This is a genomic window from Vibrio sp. B4-6 (genome assembly GCF_963888245.1).
GTDB classification, from domain to species: Bacteria; Pseudomonadota; Gammaproteobacteria; order Enterobacterales; family Vibrionaceae; genus Vibrio; species Vibrio anguillarum.
In genome coordinates, this window is sequence record NZ_CAWPIM010000015.1 from 1 (window position 1) to 19971 (window position 19971).

14 protein-coding genes and 2 tRNA genes are annotated in these 19971 nt (G+C 45.7%); 8 read left to right on the top strand and 8 right to left on the bottom strand.

All coding sequences use genetic code 11. The features are described 5' to 3' along the window. Positions 1–24: 24 nt before the first annotated feature. The 3 genes from AACV20_RS06130 to orn form a co-directional block, all read right to left on the bottom strand. A tRNA-Met gene (locus AACV20_RS06130) sits at positions 25–101 on the bottom strand. 64 nt (positions 102–165) lie between these two features. Beyond that, positions 166–241 (bottom strand) — tRNA-Gly (locus AACV20_RS06135). Positions 242–417: 176 nt separating this feature from the next. After that, positions 418–963, bottom strand: a complete 546-nt coding sequence (gene orn / locus AACV20_RS06140; protein ID WP_010318948.1) for an oligoribonuclease — start codon at positions 961–963, stop codon at positions 418–420. 154 nt (positions 964–1117) lie between these two features. On the opposite strand from orn, the gene rsgA reads away from it, so the two are divergent. The 7 genes from rsgA (at position 1118) to AACV20_RS06175 (ending at position 11014) form a co-directional block, all read left to right on the top strand. Further along, positions 1118–2179, top strand: coding sequence for a small ribosomal subunit biogenesis GTPase RsgA (gene rsgA, locus AACV20_RS06145; RefSeq protein ID WP_170907987.1), 1062 nt, complete (start codon positions 1118–1120; stop codon positions 2177–2179). 175 nt (positions 2180–2354) lie between these two features. Further along, a complete protein-coding gene (gene asd / locus AACV20_RS06150; RefSeq protein WP_013857937.1) occupies positions 2355–3212 on the top strand; it encodes an archaetidylserine decarboxylase in 858 nt (285 codons plus the stop codon). 213 nt (positions 3213–3425) lie between these two features. Then, a complete protein-coding gene (locus tag AACV20_RS06155) occupies positions 3426–4841 on the top strand; it encodes an SLC13 family permease (protein WP_170907988.1) in 1416 nt (471 codons plus the stop codon). A gap of 296 nt (positions 4842–5137) precedes the next feature. Next, positions 5138–7018, top strand: a complete 1881-nt coding sequence (locus AACV20_RS06160; protein ID WP_170907989.1) for a methyl-accepting chemotaxis protein — start codon at positions 5138–5140, stop codon at positions 7016–7018. 112 nt (positions 7019–7130) lie between these two features. Beyond that, positions 7131–8018 carry a DMT family transporter gene (locus AACV20_RS06165; protein ID WP_170907990.1) on the top strand — a complete coding sequence of 296 codons (888 nt, stop codon included), beginning with the start codon at positions 7131–7133 and terminating at the stop codon, positions 8016–8018. Positions 8019–8174: 156 nt separating this feature from the next. Beyond that, positions 8175–9707, top strand: a complete 1533-nt coding sequence (gene gpmM / locus AACV20_RS06170; protein WP_013857941.1) for a 2,3-bisphosphoglycerate-independent phosphoglycerate mutase — start codon at positions 8175–8177, stop codon at positions 9705–9707. 221 nt (positions 9708–9928) lie between these two features. Next, positions 9929–11014, top strand: coding sequence for a murein hydrolase activator EnvC family protein (locus AACV20_RS06175; RefSeq protein ID WP_231140426.1), 1086 nt, complete (start codon positions 9929–9931; stop codon positions 11012–11014). 37 nt (positions 11015–11051) lie between these two features. Here the strand turns inward: AACV20_RS06175 and AACV20_RS06180 are convergent, their stop codons facing one another. The 4 genes from AACV20_RS06180 to nudC all read right to left on the bottom strand — a co-directional run bounded on the left by AACV20_RS06180 (position 11052) and on the right by nudC (position 14946). Beyond that, the gene (locus tag AACV20_RS06180; RefSeq protein WP_170907991.1) at positions 11052–12014 is read right to left on the bottom strand and encodes a DHH family phosphoesterase; all 963 of its coding nucleotides are present in this window, start codon (positions 12012–12014) and stop codon (positions 11052–11054) included. An 89-nt stretch (positions 12015–12103) separates the two neighbouring features. After that, complete coding sequence (locus tag AACV20_RS06185; protein ID WP_170907992.1) at positions 12104–12742, bottom strand: TetR/AcrR family transcriptional regulator; 639 nt, start codon at positions 12740–12742, stop codon at positions 12104–12106. 101 nt (positions 12743–12843) lie between these two features. Beyond that, a complete protein-coding gene (gene hemE, locus AACV20_RS06190) occupies positions 12844–13911 on the bottom strand; it encodes a uroporphyrinogen decarboxylase (RefSeq protein ID WP_170907993.1) in 1068 nt (355 codons plus the stop codon). A gap of 249 nt (positions 13912–14160) precedes the next feature. Then, entirely contained in the window at positions 14161–14946 is a 786-nt protein-coding gene (nudC, locus tag AACV20_RS06195; protein WP_170907994.1) for an NAD(+) diphosphatase, read from the bottom strand. A gap of 180 nt (positions 14947–15126) precedes the next feature. Between nudC and AACV20_RS06200 the strand changes: the two genes are divergently transcribed. Next, the gene (locus AACV20_RS06200; protein WP_013857948.1) at positions 15127–15621 is read left to right on the top strand and encodes an Rsd/AlgQ family anti-sigma factor; all 495 of its coding nucleotides are present in this window, start codon (positions 15127–15129) and stop codon (positions 15619–15621) included. Between the two features lie 90 nt (positions 15622–15711). On the opposite strand, the gene rpoC is transcribed toward AACV20_RS06200, so the two are convergent. After that, on the bottom strand, positions 15712–19914 hold the full coding sequence (gene rpoC / locus AACV20_RS06205; protein ID WP_013857949.1) for a DNA-directed RNA polymerase subunit beta': 4203 nt from the start codon (positions 19912–19914) through the stop codon (positions 15712–15714). Positions 19915–19971 lie beyond the last annotated feature (57 nt).

The following is a 19971-nucleotide window of genomic DNA, read 5'->3' on the forward strand; positions in this document are numbered from 1 at the left end:
TCGTATTTACGCTTAATCTAAATTTGGTTGCGGGGGCTGGATTTGAACCAACGACCTTCGGGTTATGAGCCCGACGAGCTACCAAGCTGCTCCACCCCGCGTCCGTATTGTGTCACCGTTAAGTACGATGAAAACTTAAACCTGTTCACTTTCTAACAAAAAAAGTGGAGCGACACACGAGGTTCGAACTCGTGACCTCAACCTTGGCAAGGTTGCGCTCTACCAACTGAGCTAGTGTCGCATTCACAACGTTTCCGTTGTTCAGGGCTGCGAATTATAAGAGCATTTTCTTATGATGCAAGCCCTTACTGGAAAAAAATCTTTTTTTTTTTTTTTTGACGAAAAAGAACGCAAATATGGCGTATTAATCACAAAAACTGGTTAACACGCCATCAGCAAAAAATGCCGTTCTGAAAATTAAATACTGAATATGGTCTTACGGTAGTACTGAAGCTCAGCAATAGACTCACGAATATCATCTAAAGCCAGGTGGCTACCTTGCTTAGAAAAGCCATCCAATACTTCTGGCTTCCAACGGCGAGTCAGCTCTTTTAGCGTACTGACATCCACATAACGGTAATGGAAGTAGGCTTCCAGCTCAGGCATATGTTTATAAAGAAAGCGGCGATCTTGCCCAATACTGTTGCCACAAATCGGAGATTTACCTTTAGGCACCCACTTTTCCAAAAACGTAATGGTCTGTTCAACCGCTTCTTGTTGTGTCACTGAGTCATGACGTACTCGCTCGACCAAACCGCTTTTGGTATGTGTGGTGGTGCACCATTCATCCATTTTAGCCAATTCAGCTTCTGATTGATGAACAGCCAACACTGGGCCTTCAGCCAAAATGTTCAACTCACTATCAGTCACAATGGTGGCAATCTCGATAATTTTGTGAGTTTCAGGGTCTAAGCCTGTCATCTCAAGATCAACCCAAATCAAGTTTTGATCGCTAAAAGACATAAATACGTTGCCTATATTGGTTTGCAGATAAAAAAGGTACTATACCCAAATTCAGATCCCCAAGATACCTTTGGACATTGGATCCAAACGGTATGATTTTGAGTAAAATCTCAACGTTGGATCAAAACGTATCATAATCATGAAGTAGATAATCGTGGCAAAGAAAAAGAAGCTGACGAAAGGTCAAGTACGACGCGTTCGTAATAATCAGAGTAAACGACTCAAAAAAGAGGACACAGTTTCGTGGGATGAAGCCATGCTCGGCACCGCAAAAACTGGGTTAGTGATTACTCGTTTTGGCCAACATGCCGATGTTGAAGATTTAGAGACTCACACCATCCACCGCTGTAATTTACGCCGAGGCATTGAAACGCTGGTCTCAGGAGATCGTGTTATTTGGCGACCTGGACTCGAATCGATGGCGGGTATCTCTGGCGTTGTCGAAGCGGTTGAACCGCGCAAATCGGTTCTGACTCGTCCAGATTATTACGACGGTTTGAAACCAGTAGCGGCAAACATTGATCAGATGGTCATTGTGTCATCCGTACTGCCGGAACTGTCACTCAATATCATCGACCGTTATTTGATCGCTTCAGAAACCGTGAATATTGCGCCGCTAGTGGTACTGAATAAGATTGATTTACTCAGCGATGAATTGCGTAACCAATATCAAGAGTCGTTACGTGTGTACGAACGCATTGGCTACAAAGTGCTTTTTGTCAGCAAAAAAAACGGTGAAGGGATTGCTGAGTTAGAAGCGGAACTTGGCGGACGGATCAACATATTTGTTGGTCAATCTGGCGTTGGTAAATCCAGCCTAGTGAACGCATTAATGCCAAATTTGGAAGATGAAATTGAAGAAGGTGAAGTTTCTCAAGCATCTGGACTTGGTCAACATACCACCACTGCGGCTCGCTTGTATCATATCCCTACAGGCGGTGATTTGATCGACTCGCCGGGAGTGCGTGAATTTGGTTTATGGCATTTGGAAGCTGAAGCGATCACCGAAGCCTTTGTCGAATTTCGTCCCTTCTTAGGCGGCTGTAAGTTTAGAGACTGTAAACACGCTGACGATCCGGGTTGCTTACTACGTGAAGCCGTGGAAAAAGGTGATATTAGTAACACGCGCTTTGAGAACTACCACCGAATTTTAGAAAGCATGTCGGAAAACAAAGCTAACCGCCAATATTCGCGTAACAAAAAAGCGGATTTATAAATAGCATCGAGTTTTACCCCGGCAAATGTCCGCAAACTTGATCGATAAATTTTTTATCTGTCGCCATCGAATAATCCGTAAGCAATGGTGACTAACTGCTGACATGGTGAGAGTTTTTCAGTAACATCTCGCGCCCAAAGTGAAGAACATACAGTTAACATTGGAATCAGAGACAATGGATAAAATTAAAGTTGGACTGCAATACTGGATCCCACAACATGGCTTAACACGCCTGATGGGTAAACTCGCATCAGCGAAAGCTGGCGGTCTAACCACTGCAGTCATTCGTTGGTTTATTAAACAATATAATGTCAACATGGATGAAGCTCTGCATTCAGATCCTAGCCATTTCAAAACATTCAATGAATTCTTTGTTCGTGAATTGAAAGCCGATGCTCGGCCAATCAGTGACGGTGATAGCTTAATCACCCATCCGGCCGATGCTTGCGTTAGTCAATTCGGGCCGATTCAAGATGGCAAGCTGATCCAAGCGAAAGGTCACCATTTTACAGCGGTAGAATTGCTCGGTGGTGATGCAAAGCTGGCGCAAGAGTTTGAAGATGGCGAATTTGCCACGCTTTATTTATCACCTCGCGACTACCACCGCGTACACATGCCTTGCGATGGCGTGTTACGTCAAATGATTTATGTTCCGGGCGATCTTTTCTCGGTTAACCCACTAACCGCCGAAAATGTACCGAACCTGTTTGCTCGTAATGAGCGCGTGGTGTGTATTTTTGATACTGAGTTTGGCCCAATGGCACAAGTGCTTGTCGGAGCGACCATTGTTGGCAGTATTGAGCTAGTTTGGTCAGGTACCGTCACGCCTCCGCGCGGCAATACCGTTTATCGCTGGGATTATCCAGCCCAAGGCAATACCTCTGTTGTACTGAAAAAAGGACAAGAGATGGGTCGTTTTAAGCTAGGCTCAACGGTGATCAACCTGTTTGCAAAAGATAAAATTCGCTTTGATGAGTCTATGCAACACAATGCTACAACGGTTATGGGTACTCCATACGCACAGCAACGTTAATCGCCATCTCTTAATGTTCCCTGCCGAATGCGTTAGCTCTGCATGTTCAGAGCTAACGCCTCTAGATATTTCGCTTTTTTTCTTTATTGATAAAAAACAAAGCTGCTGCATATTCCTTAGCTAAAACTCAAAATTTCAAGCCGCGTCTAAGACCTTCATTCACATATCATTTACGCTAGTTACTTCAAGTTAACCTAATGAAGGTCATGTGATATGCCTACCATGAATACGGGAATGCTGATAAAGCTTGCGATCTGCTTTTTGCTGCCCATCGGTGTTTTACTGATGCCCATTGATGCAATACCGATTGATGACTTAACCTTAATTCAACATCGATTACTGGCTATTTTTTTATTGGCTGCTCTGCTTTGGGTATTGGAGCCAGTTCCTGTATTTGCCACCTCCATTTTGATCATTGCGCTCGAATTGGTGATGATTTCAGATAAAGGCTTGCATCTCTTTCGTTCGCCACCCGCTGGGCATGATATCGGCGAGTTAATGAAGTACACCGATATTTTCAGCGCTTTCTCTTCACCGATTATTATCTTGTTCATGGGCGGCTTTGCACTGGCGATTGCTGCTTCTAAATATGAACTGGACAACAACTTAGCCCGAGTGTTACTCAAACCTTTTGGTACTCAACCCCGCTTTATTATGCTGGGGCTAATGTTGATCACTGCGGTATTTTCTATGTTTATGTCCAATACCGCGACTACTGTGATGATGCTGGCGCTGCTCGGGCCGATCGTCGCTTCAGCTCCAAAAGGGGATTTAGGCATCAAAGCCTTAGTGCTCTGCATTCCGATTGCAGCGAACACAGGTGGTATTGCCACGCCTATCGGTACGCCACCCAATGCGATCGCGCTGCAATATCTCACCGGAAGCAATAGCATTGATTTCTTTTCTTGGATGATGATGGGCTTGCCGTTTGTGATTATTCAGCTCACGTTAGCTTGGTTTTTGCTACAAAAACTATTTCCCTCTTCAGAAAAACAGATGGTGCTGAAACTAAACGGAACATTCCAAAAAAATTGGCGTGCAATCGTGGTCTACATTACTTTTGCCGCCACCATAGTGCTGTGGATGACCACCTCTCTACACGGCATGAACACCTATGTGGTATCTATTATTCCTTTGGCGGTTTTTACACTTACCGGCATTATGGGCAAAGAGGAACTGAAACAGATCAACTGGGACGTCTTGTGGCTAGTGGCTGGCGGGATAGCGATTGGAATTGGGCTAGATAAAACAGGGCTCGCTTCAGCATTAGCTCACGCGATTGATTACAGTTCTCTATCGCCTATCTCGGTCATCATCACCCTGTCGCTCGTTTGTTGGATCATGGCAAACTTCATGTCCAATACCGCGACCGCTAACTTACTCATGCCGATCGCTGCCGCGATTGGCACATCCATGGAAAGCTTGGCCAGTATTGGTGGTATACAAAGTTTGTTAGTGGTTGTCGCCTTTTCTGCCTCACTGGGTATGATTTTACCTGTCTCAACACCGCCGAACTCACTGGCCTATTCTACGGGGCTTATTGAGAGTAAAGACATGGCCAAAACAGGTCTGATTATTGGCGTTGTTGGCTTGTGCATTGTCTATACTGCCGCGCTATTACTGACCTAACCTTTGGTGACTGCGACTTGCATTGAGCGTCAAGACTGAATGCAGGTCGCAAGATGAATCATTCCAGCCTAAAACTAAGTAAAAGCAAATCAACGAGATGAACAATAATCGAGCACGATCATATTAATCAAAGCTACATTCTCGTAGGATTACTCTGATTTACTTATTCATTTATCTGAAGAAATATGAAACGACTTCATCATTTCGCTGCAACTAAGCGTAGGAGCCGTTAATTCATCTTTTCCTGATCTGAGCTATCGACACGCGGTTGTCAAACCGTTCTAGGGACATAACCCATGAGACATACCATCAAATTTAAAATTCAAGTCGCTATCGCCATCATCATCGCAATCGTCAGTGGCGTCCAAGCTTGGATCTCCGTAAGTCAATTACAGCAAGAAACGACCTATGCCATTAATAGTGAAATGGAAAATACCAGTCTTGCTACTCGCCATTACATCAGTGATTGGCTTGGGATCCGCAGCAATATGATGTTGGCCAATGAACCTTTTATTGCCAATAATAACAATGCTGACCAAGCGTTGCTGGTGACTAAAAAGAGCGGTGATTTTCTTTCTGTTTATGCTGGTTTTAGTGATGGCAGCATTGCTTATGGTGATAAAACCGAAGATTGGCCAAATGATTATGATCCAAGAACGCGCCCTTGGTATAAAGATGCAATGGCACAATCAGGGCTTATAATTACCGAACCCTACCAAGATTTTGATGGCAGCATCGTGGTCAGCTTCGCCAAAGCTTTTAAAGGTCAAAAACAAGGCGTACTCGCCGCCGATTTAACCGTAACCAATCTCATTAAAGAAGTGCTGAATGTTAAATTGAACAATCAAGGTTTTGCGTTTCTAGTTGATGGTAATAACAACATTGTTGCCTACCAAGATGAAGCTTTAAGCCAAAAACCTTTAACCAATTTAAACAGTGAATTGGATTCTCAGCACATGGCCAGCTTAGCTAAAGAGAATCGCGTTGATACTATTGTTTGGCCAAAGCAAGGCAACAAGTTGATTTACGTCTCACAAATACCTAATACCGATTGGTTACTGGGCATTGTGGTGGATAAAGAGATGGCCTACGCCTCGGTTTCTGAGCAGATCACCTTTACCGCCATTGCCTCTTTAGTGCTCTACATTATTATCGCCAGCATCAGCACTTGGGTTGTAACCCGCTTACTGCAACCACTGCAGGTATTGTCGAACGCTTTAGCGCAATTAGCGCAAGGAGAAGGCGACCTCACCCAACGCATCGACATTCGACGCATGGATGAAATCGGTGAATTGGCCGAGAAAGTGAATCTCTTTTTAAGTCAAATGCAGGAGATGCTGAAAGGGATCGTCAGCCGTAGCCAACAACTTTCCCAGCAAGCACAAGATGCCAATGACCTTTCTGCTCAAGCTTCCATGCGAGTTGAGCACCAACAAAATGATGTCAACCAAATAGCCACCGCGATTCACGAGATGTCGGCTACCGCCGCTGAGGTGGCTAGCCATGCCGAACTGACCGCTAGCGCGTCACAAGCATCGGCCTCAGCTTGTGATGACGGGCAGGCGGTTATCAAAAAGAATCGAGATTCCATTACTCACTTAGCCAATCAGGTCGATAGTGCGGCCAAAGTGATCCGAGAGTTGGAGAGCAATGCTCAAAGTATCAACCAGATCCTATCCACCATTCAAAGTATTGCCGAACAAACCAATCTGTTAGCACTCAACGCAGCGATTGAAGCGGCCCGCGCAGGTGACCAAGGCCGTGGTTTTGCTGTGGTAGCCGACGAAGTTCGTGTGCTCAGCCAACGTACACATGGTTCAACGGAAGAGATCCGCACCATGATAGAAACCTTGCAGCGCAATACTCAACATGCGGTCGAGAATATGGAAGCCAGCACCAAACTGGCCGACCACAGTGTTGACTATGCCGAACAAGCTCACGACAGTTTAGTGCGGATCACGCAAGCCATTACCGAGATCAATGATATGGCCTTGCAAATTGCCAGTGCCGCTGAAGAGCAGCGAGCCGTCAGCGAAGACATTAGCCGCAATACACAAGGTATCAAAGACGCTTCTGATGACCTTGCAAGCCAAACTCAGCAGAGCAGCCACAGCGCTCATGAAATGCATTTATCGGCAGAAGCCATGCGTAACGATATTCGCCGCTTCAAAGTATAAATCCTCTTGGCTTGCCTCTTTTAATCACATTGAGGCAAGCCCATAAATTCCCTTTGTTTTCCCCTAGCGCTTAAGGCATATTGAGATCCTTCCCTCGTTCAAGGATGTTTACATGGGCTACGAATGGCTCGCGCTTGCTGCCGCGTTTCTTTGGGCAGTAGCCAGTTTACTGTCTGTTACTCCCGCTCGCCATTTAGGAACCTTTGCTTATAGCCGTTGGCGGATGGGCTGTACTTCTCTCATTTTAGTGAGCATGGCGTTGGCAACTGGCGGCTGGGCAACGGTAAACAGCGAGATGGTAACACCCATGATGTATTCGGGGTTGATTGGCATATTCATTGGCGATACGGCGCTGTTTGCGTGTTTAAATCGCATGGGGCCAAGACAAGCGGGTTTGCTCTTTTCTTGCCATGCCGTTTTTTCGGCCATTCTCGGCTATTTTTTATTCAGCGAAAGCATGAGCCATGCCGAGCTAGTGGGCGCGACTTTTGTCTTTTCAGGCGTTCTAACGGCCATCTTTTTTGGCCGCCGAGGGCAAAATCATAATGCATTGGAAGCAATTAAAGGCCGAGTATGGGTTGGCATTGCACTTGGCCTTATCGCGGCTCTATGCCAAGCATTGGGTGGGATCATCGCCAAACCTGTGATGCAAACGGGGATCGACCCCATCGCCGCTTCCTCGATTCGAATGCTCACCGCTTTCACCGCACACTGCTTACTGTTGGCTACTGGTGCAAAATTAGCACGCGCCACTCAAGCCATTACGCTGCCCATTTTTACCATTACTGCCATCAACGGTTTTCTTGCGATGGCGGTCGGAATGACGTTAATTCTCTACGCACTGCGTGAAGGCAACGTGGGTATGGTGGCCCTGCTCTCCTCAACCACGCCCATCATGTTGTTGCCTATTTTATGGATGTATACCAAACAGCGGCCCAACCGCTTCGCTTGGTGCGGCGCACTGTTTGCCGTGCTTGGGACGGGAATTTTAGTTTATTAAATGGCGCTAAAAAGGCACCGATGTTGATCAATAGGCTACCTTTATAGGCATTGATAGGGAGAATCATTGATCTTAACCTACTGCAATCGCTTCAAAGTGTAGTAAAATTACGCTAATTTCTGTTTAAGTTACTTTGAATTTGACGAGGTCATAACTATGTCAGCTAAGAAGCCAATGGCTTTAGTAATTCTTGACGGTTGGGGTTACCGTGAAGATAACGCACACAACGCAATCAGCAATGCACATACTCCAGTCATGGATAGCTTAATTGCAAACAACCCAAACACTCTGATTTCTGCTTCTGGTATGGATGTAGGTTTACCGGATGGTCAAATGGGTAACTCAGAAGTCGGTCACACCAATATCGGTGCTGGTCGTATTGTTTACCAAGACCTGACACGCATTACTAAATCAATTCTTGATGGTGAATTCCAACAAAACGAAGTGTTAGTCAACGCGATGGATAAAGCAATCAAAGCGGGCAAAGCGGTTCACCTATTGGGGCTAATGTCGCCAGGTGGTGTTCACTCGCATGAAGATCATATCTACGCTGCCGTTGAAATGGCTGCTGCCCGTGGCGCTGAGAAAATCTACCTCCACTGCTTCCTTGATGGCCGTGATACGCCACCACGCAGTGCCGAAGCCTCATTGCAACGCTTCCAAGACCTATTTTCTAAATTAGGTAAAGGTCGTATCGCCTCACTGATTGGTCGTTACTACGCCATGGATCGCGATAACAACTGGGAACGCGTACAAAAAGCTTACGACCTATTGGTTGAAGCCAAAGCAGAATTTACTTTTGATTCCGCCGTGGCAGGCCTTGAAGCCGCTTACGCACGTGAAGAAAATGATGAATTTGTTAAAGCGACAGAAATCAAAGCTGAAGGCCAAGACTCTGCTGCGATTGAAGATGGCGACGCCGTGATTTTCATGAACTACCGCGCCGACCGTGCACGTGAAATTACTCGTGCCTTCATACCAGATTTCAACGGGTTTGAACGTGCAAAGTTCCCAGCAATTGATTTTGTGATGCTAACCCAATACGCCGCCGACATTCCTCTGCTGTGCGCATTTCCACCAGCATCACTAGAAAACACCTACGGTGAGTGGCTATCAAAGGCGGGTAAAACTCAGTTGCGCATCTCTGAAACAGAAAAATACGCGCACGTCACCTTCTTCTTTAACGGTGGTGTTGAGAACGAATTCCCAGGCGAAGAGCGCCAATTGGTTGCTTCACCTAAAGTGGCAACTTACGATCTGCAACCGGAAATGAGCGCGCCTGAACTGACTGAAAAACTCGTTGCGGCAATCAAATCAGGTAAATACGATGCGATTATCTGTAACTACCCGAACGGCGATATGGTTGGTCATACTGGTATTTACGAAGCGGCCGTGAAAGCATGCGAAGCGCTTGATGAGTGTATCGGAAAAGTGGTTGAAGCGATTAAAGAAGTCGATGGCCAGTTACTGATCACAGCAGACCACGGCAATGCAGAAATGATGGTGAACCCAGAAACAGGGGGCATTCATACTGCTCATACCAATCTGCCAGTGCCGCTTATCTACGTCGGTAGCAAAGATCTTAAGCTAAAAGATGGTGGTAAGCTTTCTGACCTAGCACCAACGATGCTTGCTCTATCGAACATGGACATCCCGGCAGAAATGTCTGGTCAAGTGTTGTTTAAATAACTCACCAACCACGTGATGTTGAGCCTCGATAAATATCGAGGCTTTTTTTCGTCCAAGAACTCGATTTGATTGCAAGTTTTGACATAGGGCTTTCGCCTCGCGGATGGCTTTGAGTATACTGACTCACTAATTTGTCGATAGAGACTTGAAAACGGATGAGAAACAAGCCTTCACCACACCTAATTACTATAACGACTTGGTGGCATGCACTTAGCCTAGTGATGGTGTTAGGGCTAGCTTGCCTCTCCAGCTCACCGTTAATGGCTGCCACACAACAAGAGCTAAAAGGGGTGAAAGGCGAAATTTCTCGTCAGCAGCAAGCGTTAAATAATCGACAAAAAGAGCTCGATTCGTTGCAAAATGCGCTTAAAAAGCAAGAAGTAGGCATTTCAAGTCTAGAAAATCAGATCAAAAACACCAAATCAGAATTGGTAGTGGCTAACGCTAATATCGCTAAACTCAAACAAAAGATCACGGCCTTAGAAACACAACAAACACAGCAAACTGCCAAATTAGCTCAACTGATCAAAACCTATTACGCCACTCAGCGAGCGACGGCCTCATCTAACATACTCAATAATGGCGTGGAAGAAGATCGCATCAGCCAGTATTACCAACACTTAGCTAAGGCACGCAGCCAAACCATCCAACAGCTTGAACTTACGCAAAAAGAACTCAATGAAAGTGAAAAACAGCTGCGACTTGAACGAGACCAAATCGCCTCTCTATTAGAACAGCAGACCCAAAAGCGCGCTACATTAGCAAAAACGCAGTCAGAACGACGCAGTACAGTGGGTAAAATTCAAAAAAGCATTTCCGGTGATAAAGTCTACTTAGCTGAATTGCAACGCAATGAAACGCGATTACAAGCGGAAATCGCCAAAGCAGCAAAACGTAACGCTGTGCTAATGGATGGGTTAGCGCCGCAAAAAGGCAAGCTACCTTGGCCAGTCAAAGGCAAAATCCTGCATGCTTTTGGTACACGTCAAAGTGGACAAATTGATTGGAAAGGTCTGGTCATTGACGCCAATTATGGTCAAAACGTCAAAGCGGTTTATTCTGGCACGGTCGTGTTTGCTGAATATCTACGTGGTTATGGGCTGGTGGTTTTGCTCGATCATGGCAAAGGCGATATGACCTTATACGGCTTTAACCAAAGTTTGCTCAAAAAAGAGGGCGATAAAGTCACCGCTGGTGAAACCATTGCTTTAGCGGGCGACACTGGCGGTCAATCTCAGCCAGCGCTCTATTTCGAAATTCGTCGCAACAGTAAAGCCGAAGACCCAACACGCTGGCTCAGTCGCTAGCAAAACACATTCATCACCCAGTTAATCCGGGCGAGCGTTAGTGTGATGAATAGTACGCTTCTACTTGAGTAATGAATTGGGTCAATTGTCTTTTATCCAACGAATTAATACCCGCCGCTGCTTCTCGCCCGCCTCCGGTTGCAAAGGCGCTGCATAACCTACCCGCTCCCTGTTTATTGGCTAATGGAGCACGTAGCGAAACGGTATAACCACCCGATGAATTTACCGTTAAAACCATATGTGCCGCGGCGGGTGCTTGATTGGCTAGCCAATTACTAAACACACCACTCACTCGCTGTGATGATGCACAATCTGGCAGCTCGTACACGCTCAAACAGGCACTTTTATAGATAGGCTCTAACGACTGAGCGAGCTGCATATCTTGCTCATAAGCGTGCTGCAAATGATAAAAAGGGGAGTTGTCATCCTTCATTAAATCAAACGGTGAAGGATAAACTAGCAAGGCTTGGTACAAATCAGCGGGGTGATAATGAAGCTGCTCTATCGTCTCTCCATAACCGTTATAGTTAATCAAGGTGCCTAAGTTTTTTAGTTGTTCGGCTTGAGTGGTAGTTAGCCCCGCGTTGCGCGCTAAAGTATCCGCTTTAGCAATCAAATTATCGCCATAAGCTGCCACAATCGCCCACTCATGGAACGGACCACCTAACCACTGATCAATAATTAATGCCGTACAAGTATTAGGGTCCAAATCAATATGGGCGTCAAGCAGCGGAGTCTCGGGAACTGAGCCTGCATAGTGATGATCGGCATAAAACACCGTCACCCCCGCCGCAAGAGCCTGCTGTAAAGGTTGCTGATTCTTCTCCATCGAAATATCTAACACGGTCAGACTATCTCGGGATTGAAGATTAAGACGCTGGAGCAATTTGATATCACGCTTAACCCCAGTAACTAGGGTCGTCGTGCGAGGGTAAGCAAGCCGCAGCTGAAGAAGAGAGATGATGCCATCAGCATCACCGTTAAAAACGTCATAGTGCATATCAACACCACCCTTAGAGATGTATAGCTAAGAAGCTAACAGCTTCAAAGGATTAAGAACAATACTCAAAGGTTATAACTAAGCACAGATTATGATGCGTGCATCGCCCGCACACCTTCCTCTAATAATAGAAGCTGTTCAAGACCTTGTTCCGTTGCTTTGGGTTTAACGACTGCGATCATCTGTAGCATGCCTTGATGAATCACTTGCTCGGTGATCTGCGTTTTGGAAAACATCGCTGACTGATAACTCAACCAACACGAGGCCGTCATATGGAGAGTGGTCACTAAAGATTGCATATCTTCTTTTCCGACAGACAGCAATTTCAGCTCAACAAAAGCGTGCATAATATTAATGAGATTAGTTTGCAGCTTTTCTTGTACTTGAATGTACTCACCATGTAGTACTTCATCACGCTGCAGGATTTCCGGTAAATTGGCATAGAAAAAACGGTATTTCCACATCAAAGTGAAGATCGAATCAAGATAATGCTTTAACAGAGTTAAGCTTTCGCGCTGTGCCGAAATCGGCTGAAAACGTTCGAGTAACTCTGCTGAATAGAGAGCAAAAATATCACGAACAATTTCTTGTTTATTACGAAAGTGATAATACAAATTACCTGGGCTGATTTCGATATGTGCTGCGATATGGTTAGTGGTCACCGTTCTTTCACCATGTTCATTAAACAGCGCTAATGCAGCATAAACGATCTTATCTTTGGTCTTCATCTTGTCTGATTACCTCTTTACCTCTGTGAACCTGCTCCTATCAAATAACAGGATGAGAGTGAGAAACGGTGCATTATCGGCGATAAGGCACCGCAAACCTATTATTGATGGTACGGTTTAGACAAGGCGTGCACCGCATCAACAAATATGCCCGCATTTTCCGGTGGCACATCTAAATGGATACCGTGTCCGAGGTTAAAGACATGGCCCGTTCCACCATGGCCGAACCCTTCAAGAATGGTCGCCACTTCTTGGCGAATACGATCATGCGGAGCATAAAGCATGGAAGGGTCCATATTGCCTTGCAGCGCCACTTTGTCACCGATACGCGCTTTGGCATCGGCAATATTGATGGTCCAATCAAGCCCTACAGCATCACAACCCGTTGCAGCAATCTGCTCCAGCCACATGCCACCGTTTTTGGTAAACAGAGTGACGGGTACGCGGCGACCTTCATTTTCACGAATTAAACCATCCACAATTTTGTGCATATACTGTAGTGAAAAGAGGTTGTAGTCGCGCGGCGTCAGTACTCCGCCCCAAGTATCAAAGATCATAACAGACTGAACACCCGCTTTGATTTGTGCGTTGAGGTATTCAATAACACTGTCTGCCAGTTTATCGAGCAAGGCGTGCAGCACGCTAGGATCGGCGTACATCATTTTTTTGATCTTAGTGAAGGCTTTTGAGCTGCCACCTTCCACCATATAAGTCGCGAGTGTCCATGGGCTGCCTGAAAAACCGATCAATGGAACTTCACCTTGTAGATCTTTGCGGATCTGGCGTACGGCATTCATCACATATTGCAGTTCGCCTTCCGGATCCGGTAAGCCAATTTTATCGACATCGGCTTTACAAGTGATCGGGCGTTCAAACTTTGGCCCTTCTCCCGCTTCAAAATACAAACCCAATCCCATGGCGTCAGGAATGGTTAAAATATCAGAAAATAAAATAGCGGCATCTAATGGAAAGCGACGTAATGGCTGTAATGTCACTTCAGAAGCTAGCTCAGCATTTTTACACAGCGCCATAAAATCGCCTGCTTCGGCACGCGTTGCGCGATACTCTGGCAGGTAACGTCCTGCTTGGCGCATCATCCATACAGGGGTGCAATCGACAGGTTGTTTTAACAGTGCACGCAAGTAGCGATCATTTTTTAATTCAGTCATTCCGTCTTCCAATTTAAAGCTTGTTATTTTTTGTGGCGTTATTCTAGCACTGAATAAGCGCCAAAAACGGTGTGCTTTGCAAGCGAGATCATGTTATTAACTTTTAAATCAATGGTTAATTTGCAAGCAACCTTTAACGGTGTTAAAAATTTGTTCGCTAGCGAAAACTATAATTATAAACTGAGTACTCTGTACTCGGCATCTCATAACGACATCTTACTTACCCCCTCCTTCACCGGAGGGTTTTTTTTAGCAATGCTGCAGTGAATCTTTCTCGATTTCGCTTAACGTGTGCTCTATTAATGCTCTGGCTATCGTCCCTTCGGGCGCAACAGGAGGCAAAGCACTTGCTGAAAACCATTGCGCATCACTCAATTCACTATAGTCGGGTTTTATCGTGCCAGAGTCATATTCCGCCACAAAGCCCATCATCATACTCGATGGAAATGCCCAAGGCTGGCTACCAAAATAGTGAATATTTTTCACATGAATCCCCGTTTCTTCAAGCACTTCACGTGCCACGCACTGCTCTAACGTCTCCCCGACCTCCAGAAAACCAGCAATGACGGTATACATGCCGTTACGATGCCTTGGGTGCTGGGCCAATAAAATTTTATCCTGATTTCGTACCGCGACAATAATGCAAGGAAAGATACGCGGATAATGTAACGTTCGACACTCAGAACATTGCATCGCCAATTGGTTATGGTTTAGGTAATTTCGCCCACCACATTGTGGACAAAAACGTAACGTTTGACTCATGTGACCATATTGAAGCGCTTTGCTGATCGCCAAAAACAGTTCTGGTTTGAGATGCAACAATTCGCGTAATGAAGTCATTTCTCGCTCGCCATCAAGATCGGCATCATTGACCCACATCACTGGGTAACCATCACAACTATCTACCACCACCGCTTTTTCTAAAGGCAGGGAATATTCACCCGCAGATCCTAGCGGTAACTCACCATTTATGGTCCAGATCTCACTTCCGGAAACTACACACCAATAAGCGATTTTTGTATCACTATTTTTCAACATGTTGCGACCTCTCTTCTTGCAGTTACCCCATTTTACTGGCAATCTAAATTCATACCAGAATTTGTAACGTTCCAAATTTAGTTCTATAAATTCTAGTAAGGACAATGAGTTGTATCTACGAAGTGCAACCCTACGCAAAGGAAACGGTCACCAGCTTTGTGACCCGATCATGAGGGCATGGTCATGCTAAAAAAACTAAAACGCACACAAGAGCAATGGGGCGGTTACAGTGACGTTATTGATCACTGGTTAAACACGCGACAAACCTTAATTGTAGAGTATTGCAAATTAGCCGCGCTGCAACCTTGCACCGCCAAAACGAATGTTAACGGGCTTCCCTCGCCAGAAGAGCTGCAACGTTTTTGCCAGCAACTGGTCGATTATATTTCCGAAGGTCACTTCAAAATCTACGATATGGTGATGGATAGGTGGCGTGCAACTGGCTTTGAAGCCACCGATGAAATTAATCAGACTTATGGAAAAATTATTGTTACTACCGAGCCGTTACTCAATTTTACAGATAAATACGCGGCAGTGAGTGATGAGGATGATCTCGAAAACTTTGACAACGACCTTTCGCTAATTGGTGAAATTATTGAGGTGCGTTTTGGAGTGGAAGATAGTTTGATTCAACTTATCGCGGACAGCTTGGCTATCCCTCCTGGTGCTTAATATTGAATATTTTGCTGTAATCATTCGCGTAGATTAATTAAGCGCAACAAAAAAGGCACCCGAAGGTGCCTTTTTTAATCAGCGCTGAGATTACTCTTCAGAAGAGAAACCTGCGTTTAGCAGTGCCGCTAGGTTATCTGTCGCTTGTTCAGCAGACGGGCCTTTTAGCTGTGCCGCACGTTTAGCTTGACGTTCTTGGTGGTAAGCGAAACCTGTACCCGCTGGGATCAGACGACCAACGATTACGTTTTCTTTCAGACCGCGAAGATCATCACGTTTACCAGAAACAGCCGCTTCTGTTAGTACGCGAGTTGTCTCTTGGAACGATGCCGCAGAGATGAACGATTCAGTCGCTAGAGATGCTTTAGTAATACCTAGTAGCTCACGCTCGAAACGAGCAGGCTGTTTGCCTTCGGCTTCTAGGTTACGGTTTGCAACTTTCACTTGTGAGTATTCAACTTGCTCACCCGCTAGGAACTCAGAGTCGCCAGCATGAGTAATCGTACACTTACGTAGCATTTGACGAACGATAGTTTCAATGTGCTTATCGTTAATCTTAACGCCTTGCAGACGGTAAACTTCTTGAACTTCGTTAGCGATGTAAGACGTTACAGCATGGATACCACGTAAACGTAGGATATCGTGCGGAGTCTCAGGACCATCAGCAATAACGTCACCACGTTCGATCTTTTCACCTTCAAACACGTTAAGTTGACGATGCTTAGGAATCATTTCTTCATAAGTTTCGTCACCCTCACGAGTGATGATTAGACGACGTTTACCTTTGGTTTCTTTACCAAAGCTCACAGTACCTGTGTGCTCAGCAAGAATCGCAGGCTCTTTTGGTCGACGAGCTTCAAACAAGTCAGCTACGCGAGGTAGACCACCCGTGATGTCTCGGTTACCGCCAGATTTTTGTGGAATACGCGCTAATGTGTCACCAATACCAACTTCAGCACCATCTTCGATGTTAACGATCGCTTTACCCGGTAAGAAGTATTGAGCTGGCATATCAGTACCAGGGATCATGACATCTTTACCTTTCGCATCAACAAGTTTGATAGCTGGACGCATATCTTTACCTGCTGCTGGACGAGCGGCAGCTTCGGTTACTTCGCTTGAAGATAGACCCGTTAGGTCATCTGTTTGGCGAGAAACCGTTACACCATCAATCATATCAACGAATTGGATGCGACCAGCCACTTCAGTGATGATTGGCATGGTGTGCGCTTCCCAGTTAGCCACTGTTTGACCAGCTTCAACCGCGTCGTTATCACCTTTACTCAACACAGAGCCGTAAGGCAGTTTGTGTTTTTCTTTCGTGCGACCAAATTCGTCAATGATAGTCAGCTCTGATGCACGAGATGTGATAACCAGCTTCTTATCTTTGTTGATAACGAACTTAGCGTTGTGAAGTTTCACAGAACCTTTGTTCTTCGCTTGGATGCTGTTCTCTGCCGCAGCAGTAGAAGCCGCACCACCGATGTGGAACGTACGCATCGTTAACTGTGTACCCGGCTCACCGATAGATTGAGCAGCAATAACACCGACTGCCTCACCTTGGTTCACTAGGTGACCACGAGCAAGGTCACGACCGTAACATAGCGCACAACAGCCGAAGTCCGCATCACAGGTTACCACTGAACGTACTTTCATATTATCGACAGAGTTCTCATCGATAATCTGACACCACTTCTCATCAATCAGAGTATTACGTGGAATAAGTACTTCTTCAGTGCCTGGCTTCATCACATCCTCAGCCACAACACGACCAAGAGCCAGTTCAGTTAAAGAAACTTTAACATCACCACCCTCGATATGAGGCATCATGTCGACACCTTCTTGAGTGCCACAGTCATGCTCTGTCACCACAACGTCTTGTGCAACGTCTACTAAACGACGAGTCAGATAACCTGAGTTCGCTGTTTTAAGTGCTGTATCGGCTAGACCCTTACGTGCACCGTGGGTAGAGATAAAGTACTGTAGTACGTTCAGGCCTTCTTTAAAGTTTGCTGTGATAGGCGTTTCGATGATTGAACCATCTGGACGCGCCATCAGACCACGCATACCTGCAAGCTGACGAATCTGAGCAGCAGAACCACGAGCACCCGAGTCAGCCATCATATAGATGCTGTTAAACGATTCTTGTTGTTCTTCTACACCATCACGGTTGATCACGGTTTCAGAAGATAGGTTATCCATCATCGCTTTCGCAACACGGTCGTTGGTAGACGCCCAGATATCGATAACTTTGTTGTAACGCTCACCCGCCGTAACAAGACCTGATTGGAACTGTTCTTGGATTTCGCGTACTTCTTCTTCAGCTTCAGCAATTTCAGTGTATTTCGCTGCTGGTACAACCATGTCGTCGATACCAACTGACACGCCTGACAGTGCTGCATAAGCAAAACCGGTGTACATGATTTGGTCAGCAAATACGACCGTATCTTTCAAACCAAGCTTACGATACGCTTCGTTTAATAGATTTGAGATCTGTTTCTTACCAAGCTTCTGGTTCACGATGCTGTATGGCAGGCCTTTAGGCACGATTTGCCATAGCATGGCACGACCGACAGTCGTATCGACCATCTTAGTCTCAGTTGTGCTGTAACCATCTTCATCAACAACGGTTTCAGTGATACGTACTTTAACGCGTGCGTGTAGCGCCGCTGTCTTAGTACGGTATGCCTTCTCAGCCTCTTTAGGGCCAGCCAGGTACATACCTTCACCTTGTGCGTTGATTTTTTCGCGAGTCATGTAGTACAGACCCAAGACCACGTCCTGTGAAGGTACGATGATCGGATCACCTGATGCTGGCGACAGAATGTTGTTCGTCGACATCATCAGTGTACGAGCTTCAAGCTGTGCTTCTAAAGTTAGAGGCACGTGAACCGCCATTTGGTCACCATCGAAGTCCGCGTTATACGCCGCACACACAAGTGGGTGCAGTTGAATCGCTTTACCTTCAATCAGTACAGGTTCGAACGCTTGAATACCAAGACGGTGCAGTGTTGGTGCACGGTTTAGTAGTACTGGGTGTTCACGAATCACTTCGTCTAGGATATCCCAAACAACCGCTTCTTCACGCTCAACCATTTTCTTAGCTGCTTTGATCGTCGTGGCCATGCCGCGAGTTTCTAACTTGCTGTAGATAAATGGTTTAAATAGCTCAAGTGCCATCTTCTTAGGAAGACCACACTGGTGCAGACGTAAATATGGACCTACTGTGATTACAGAACGGCCTGAGTAGTCTACACGTTTACCAAGTAGGTTCTGACGGAAACGACCTTGTTTACCCTTGATCATATCAGCAAGAGATTTCAGAGGACGCTTGTTAGAACCTGTGATCGCACGACCGCGACGACCGTTATCAAGTAGCGCATCAACAGACTCTTGCAGCATACGCTTTTCGTTGCGTACGATGATGTCCGGAGCTGCTAGCTCTAGAAGGCGCTTCAAACGGTTGTTACGGTTGATCACACGGCGGTACAAATCGTTCAGATCAGATGTCGCAAAACGACCGCCATCTAGTGGTACTAGAGGACGTAGATCTGGCGGAAGTACCGGAAGCACAGTCAGGATCATCCACTCAGGGTTATTACCTGAGCTGATAAACGCTTCAACAAGCTTCAGACGCTTAGTCAGTTTTTTGCGTTTAGTTTCAGAGTTAGTGGTTTGTAACTCCTCACGCATCATCTCTGTTTCAGCGACAAGATCCATTGAACCCAATAGGTCTTTGATCGCTTCTGCGCCCATCTTCGCCGTGAACTCATCGCCCCACTCTTCTAGACGGTCAAGATACTCTTCTTCAGTAAGCATCTGACTCTTTTCTAGATCCGTCATACCCGGCTCTGTTACTACATACATTTCGAAGTAAAGAACACGTTCGATATCACGTAGAGGGATATCCATTAGCAGACCGATACGAGACGGTAGCGATTTTAGGAACCAGATGTGAGCAACCGGTGATGCAAGCTCGATGTGGCCCATACGGTCACGACGAACTTTAGTTTGTGTAACTTCAACGCCACATTTTTCACAGATCACGCCACGGTGTTTCAGACGCTTATATTTACCACAAAGACATTCGTAGTCTTTGACTGGACCAAAAATACGCGCACAGAACAGACCATCACGTTCAGGCTTGAACGTACGATAGTTGATCGTTTCAGGTTTTTTAACTTCACCAAAAGACCATGAACGAATCATGTCAGGTGAAGATAGACCGATTTTGATTGCATCAAATTCTTCGGTCTTATGCTGTGCTTTTAGAAAGTTTAATAAGTCTTTCACAATCAGCTCCTGTAAGGAGTTAAAAGGCGCTCGGCGAGCGCCTTTCTACCAGGATAA

What these genes read in the sequence shown, in the direction of transcription:
- AACV20_RS06160 (WP_170907989.1), top strand. Translation starts at nt 5,138, where the DNA reads ATGAGACATACCATCAAATTTAAAATTCAAGTCGCTATCGCCATCATC.
- AACV20_RS06185 (WP_170907992.1), bottom strand. Translation starts at nt 12,742, where the DNA reads ATGAAGACCAAAGATAAGATCGTTTATGCTGCATTAGCGCTGTTTAAT.
- AACV20_RS06200 (WP_013857948.1), top strand. Translation starts at nt 15,127, where the DNA reads ATGGTCATGCTAAAAAAACTAAAACGCACACAAGAGCAATGGGGCGGT.
- AACV20_RS06180 (WP_170907991.1), bottom strand. Translation starts at nt 12,014, where the DNA reads ATGCACTATGACGTTTTTAACGGTGATGCTGATGGCATCATCTCTCTT.
- hemE (WP_170907993.1), bottom strand. Translation starts at nt 13,911, where the DNA reads ATGACTGAATTAAAAAATGATCGCTACTTGCGTGCACTGTTAAAACAA.
- asd (WP_013857937.1), top strand. Translation starts at nt 2,355, where the DNA reads ATGGATAAAATTAAAGTTGGACTGCAATACTGGATCCCACAACATGGC.
- gpmM (WP_013857941.1), top strand. Translation starts at nt 8,175, where the DNA reads ATGTCAGCTAAGAAGCCAATGGCTTTAGTAATTCTTGACGGTTGGGGT.
- AACV20_RS06155 (WP_170907988.1), top strand. Translation starts at nt 3,426, where the DNA reads ATGCCTACCATGAATACGGGAATGCTGATAAAGCTTGCGATCTGCTTT.
- AACV20_RS06165 (WP_170907990.1), top strand. Translation starts at nt 7,131, where the DNA reads ATGGGCTACGAATGGCTCGCGCTTGCTGCCGCGTTTCTTTGGGCAGTA.
- orn (WP_010318948.1), bottom strand. Translation starts at nt 963, where the DNA reads ATGTCTTTTAGCGATCAAAACTTGATTTGGGTTGATCTTGAGATGACA.
- AACV20_RS06175 (WP_231140426.1), top strand. Translation starts at nt 9,929, where the DNA reads ATGGTGTTAGGGCTAGCTTGCCTCTCCAGCTCACCGTTAATGGCTGCC.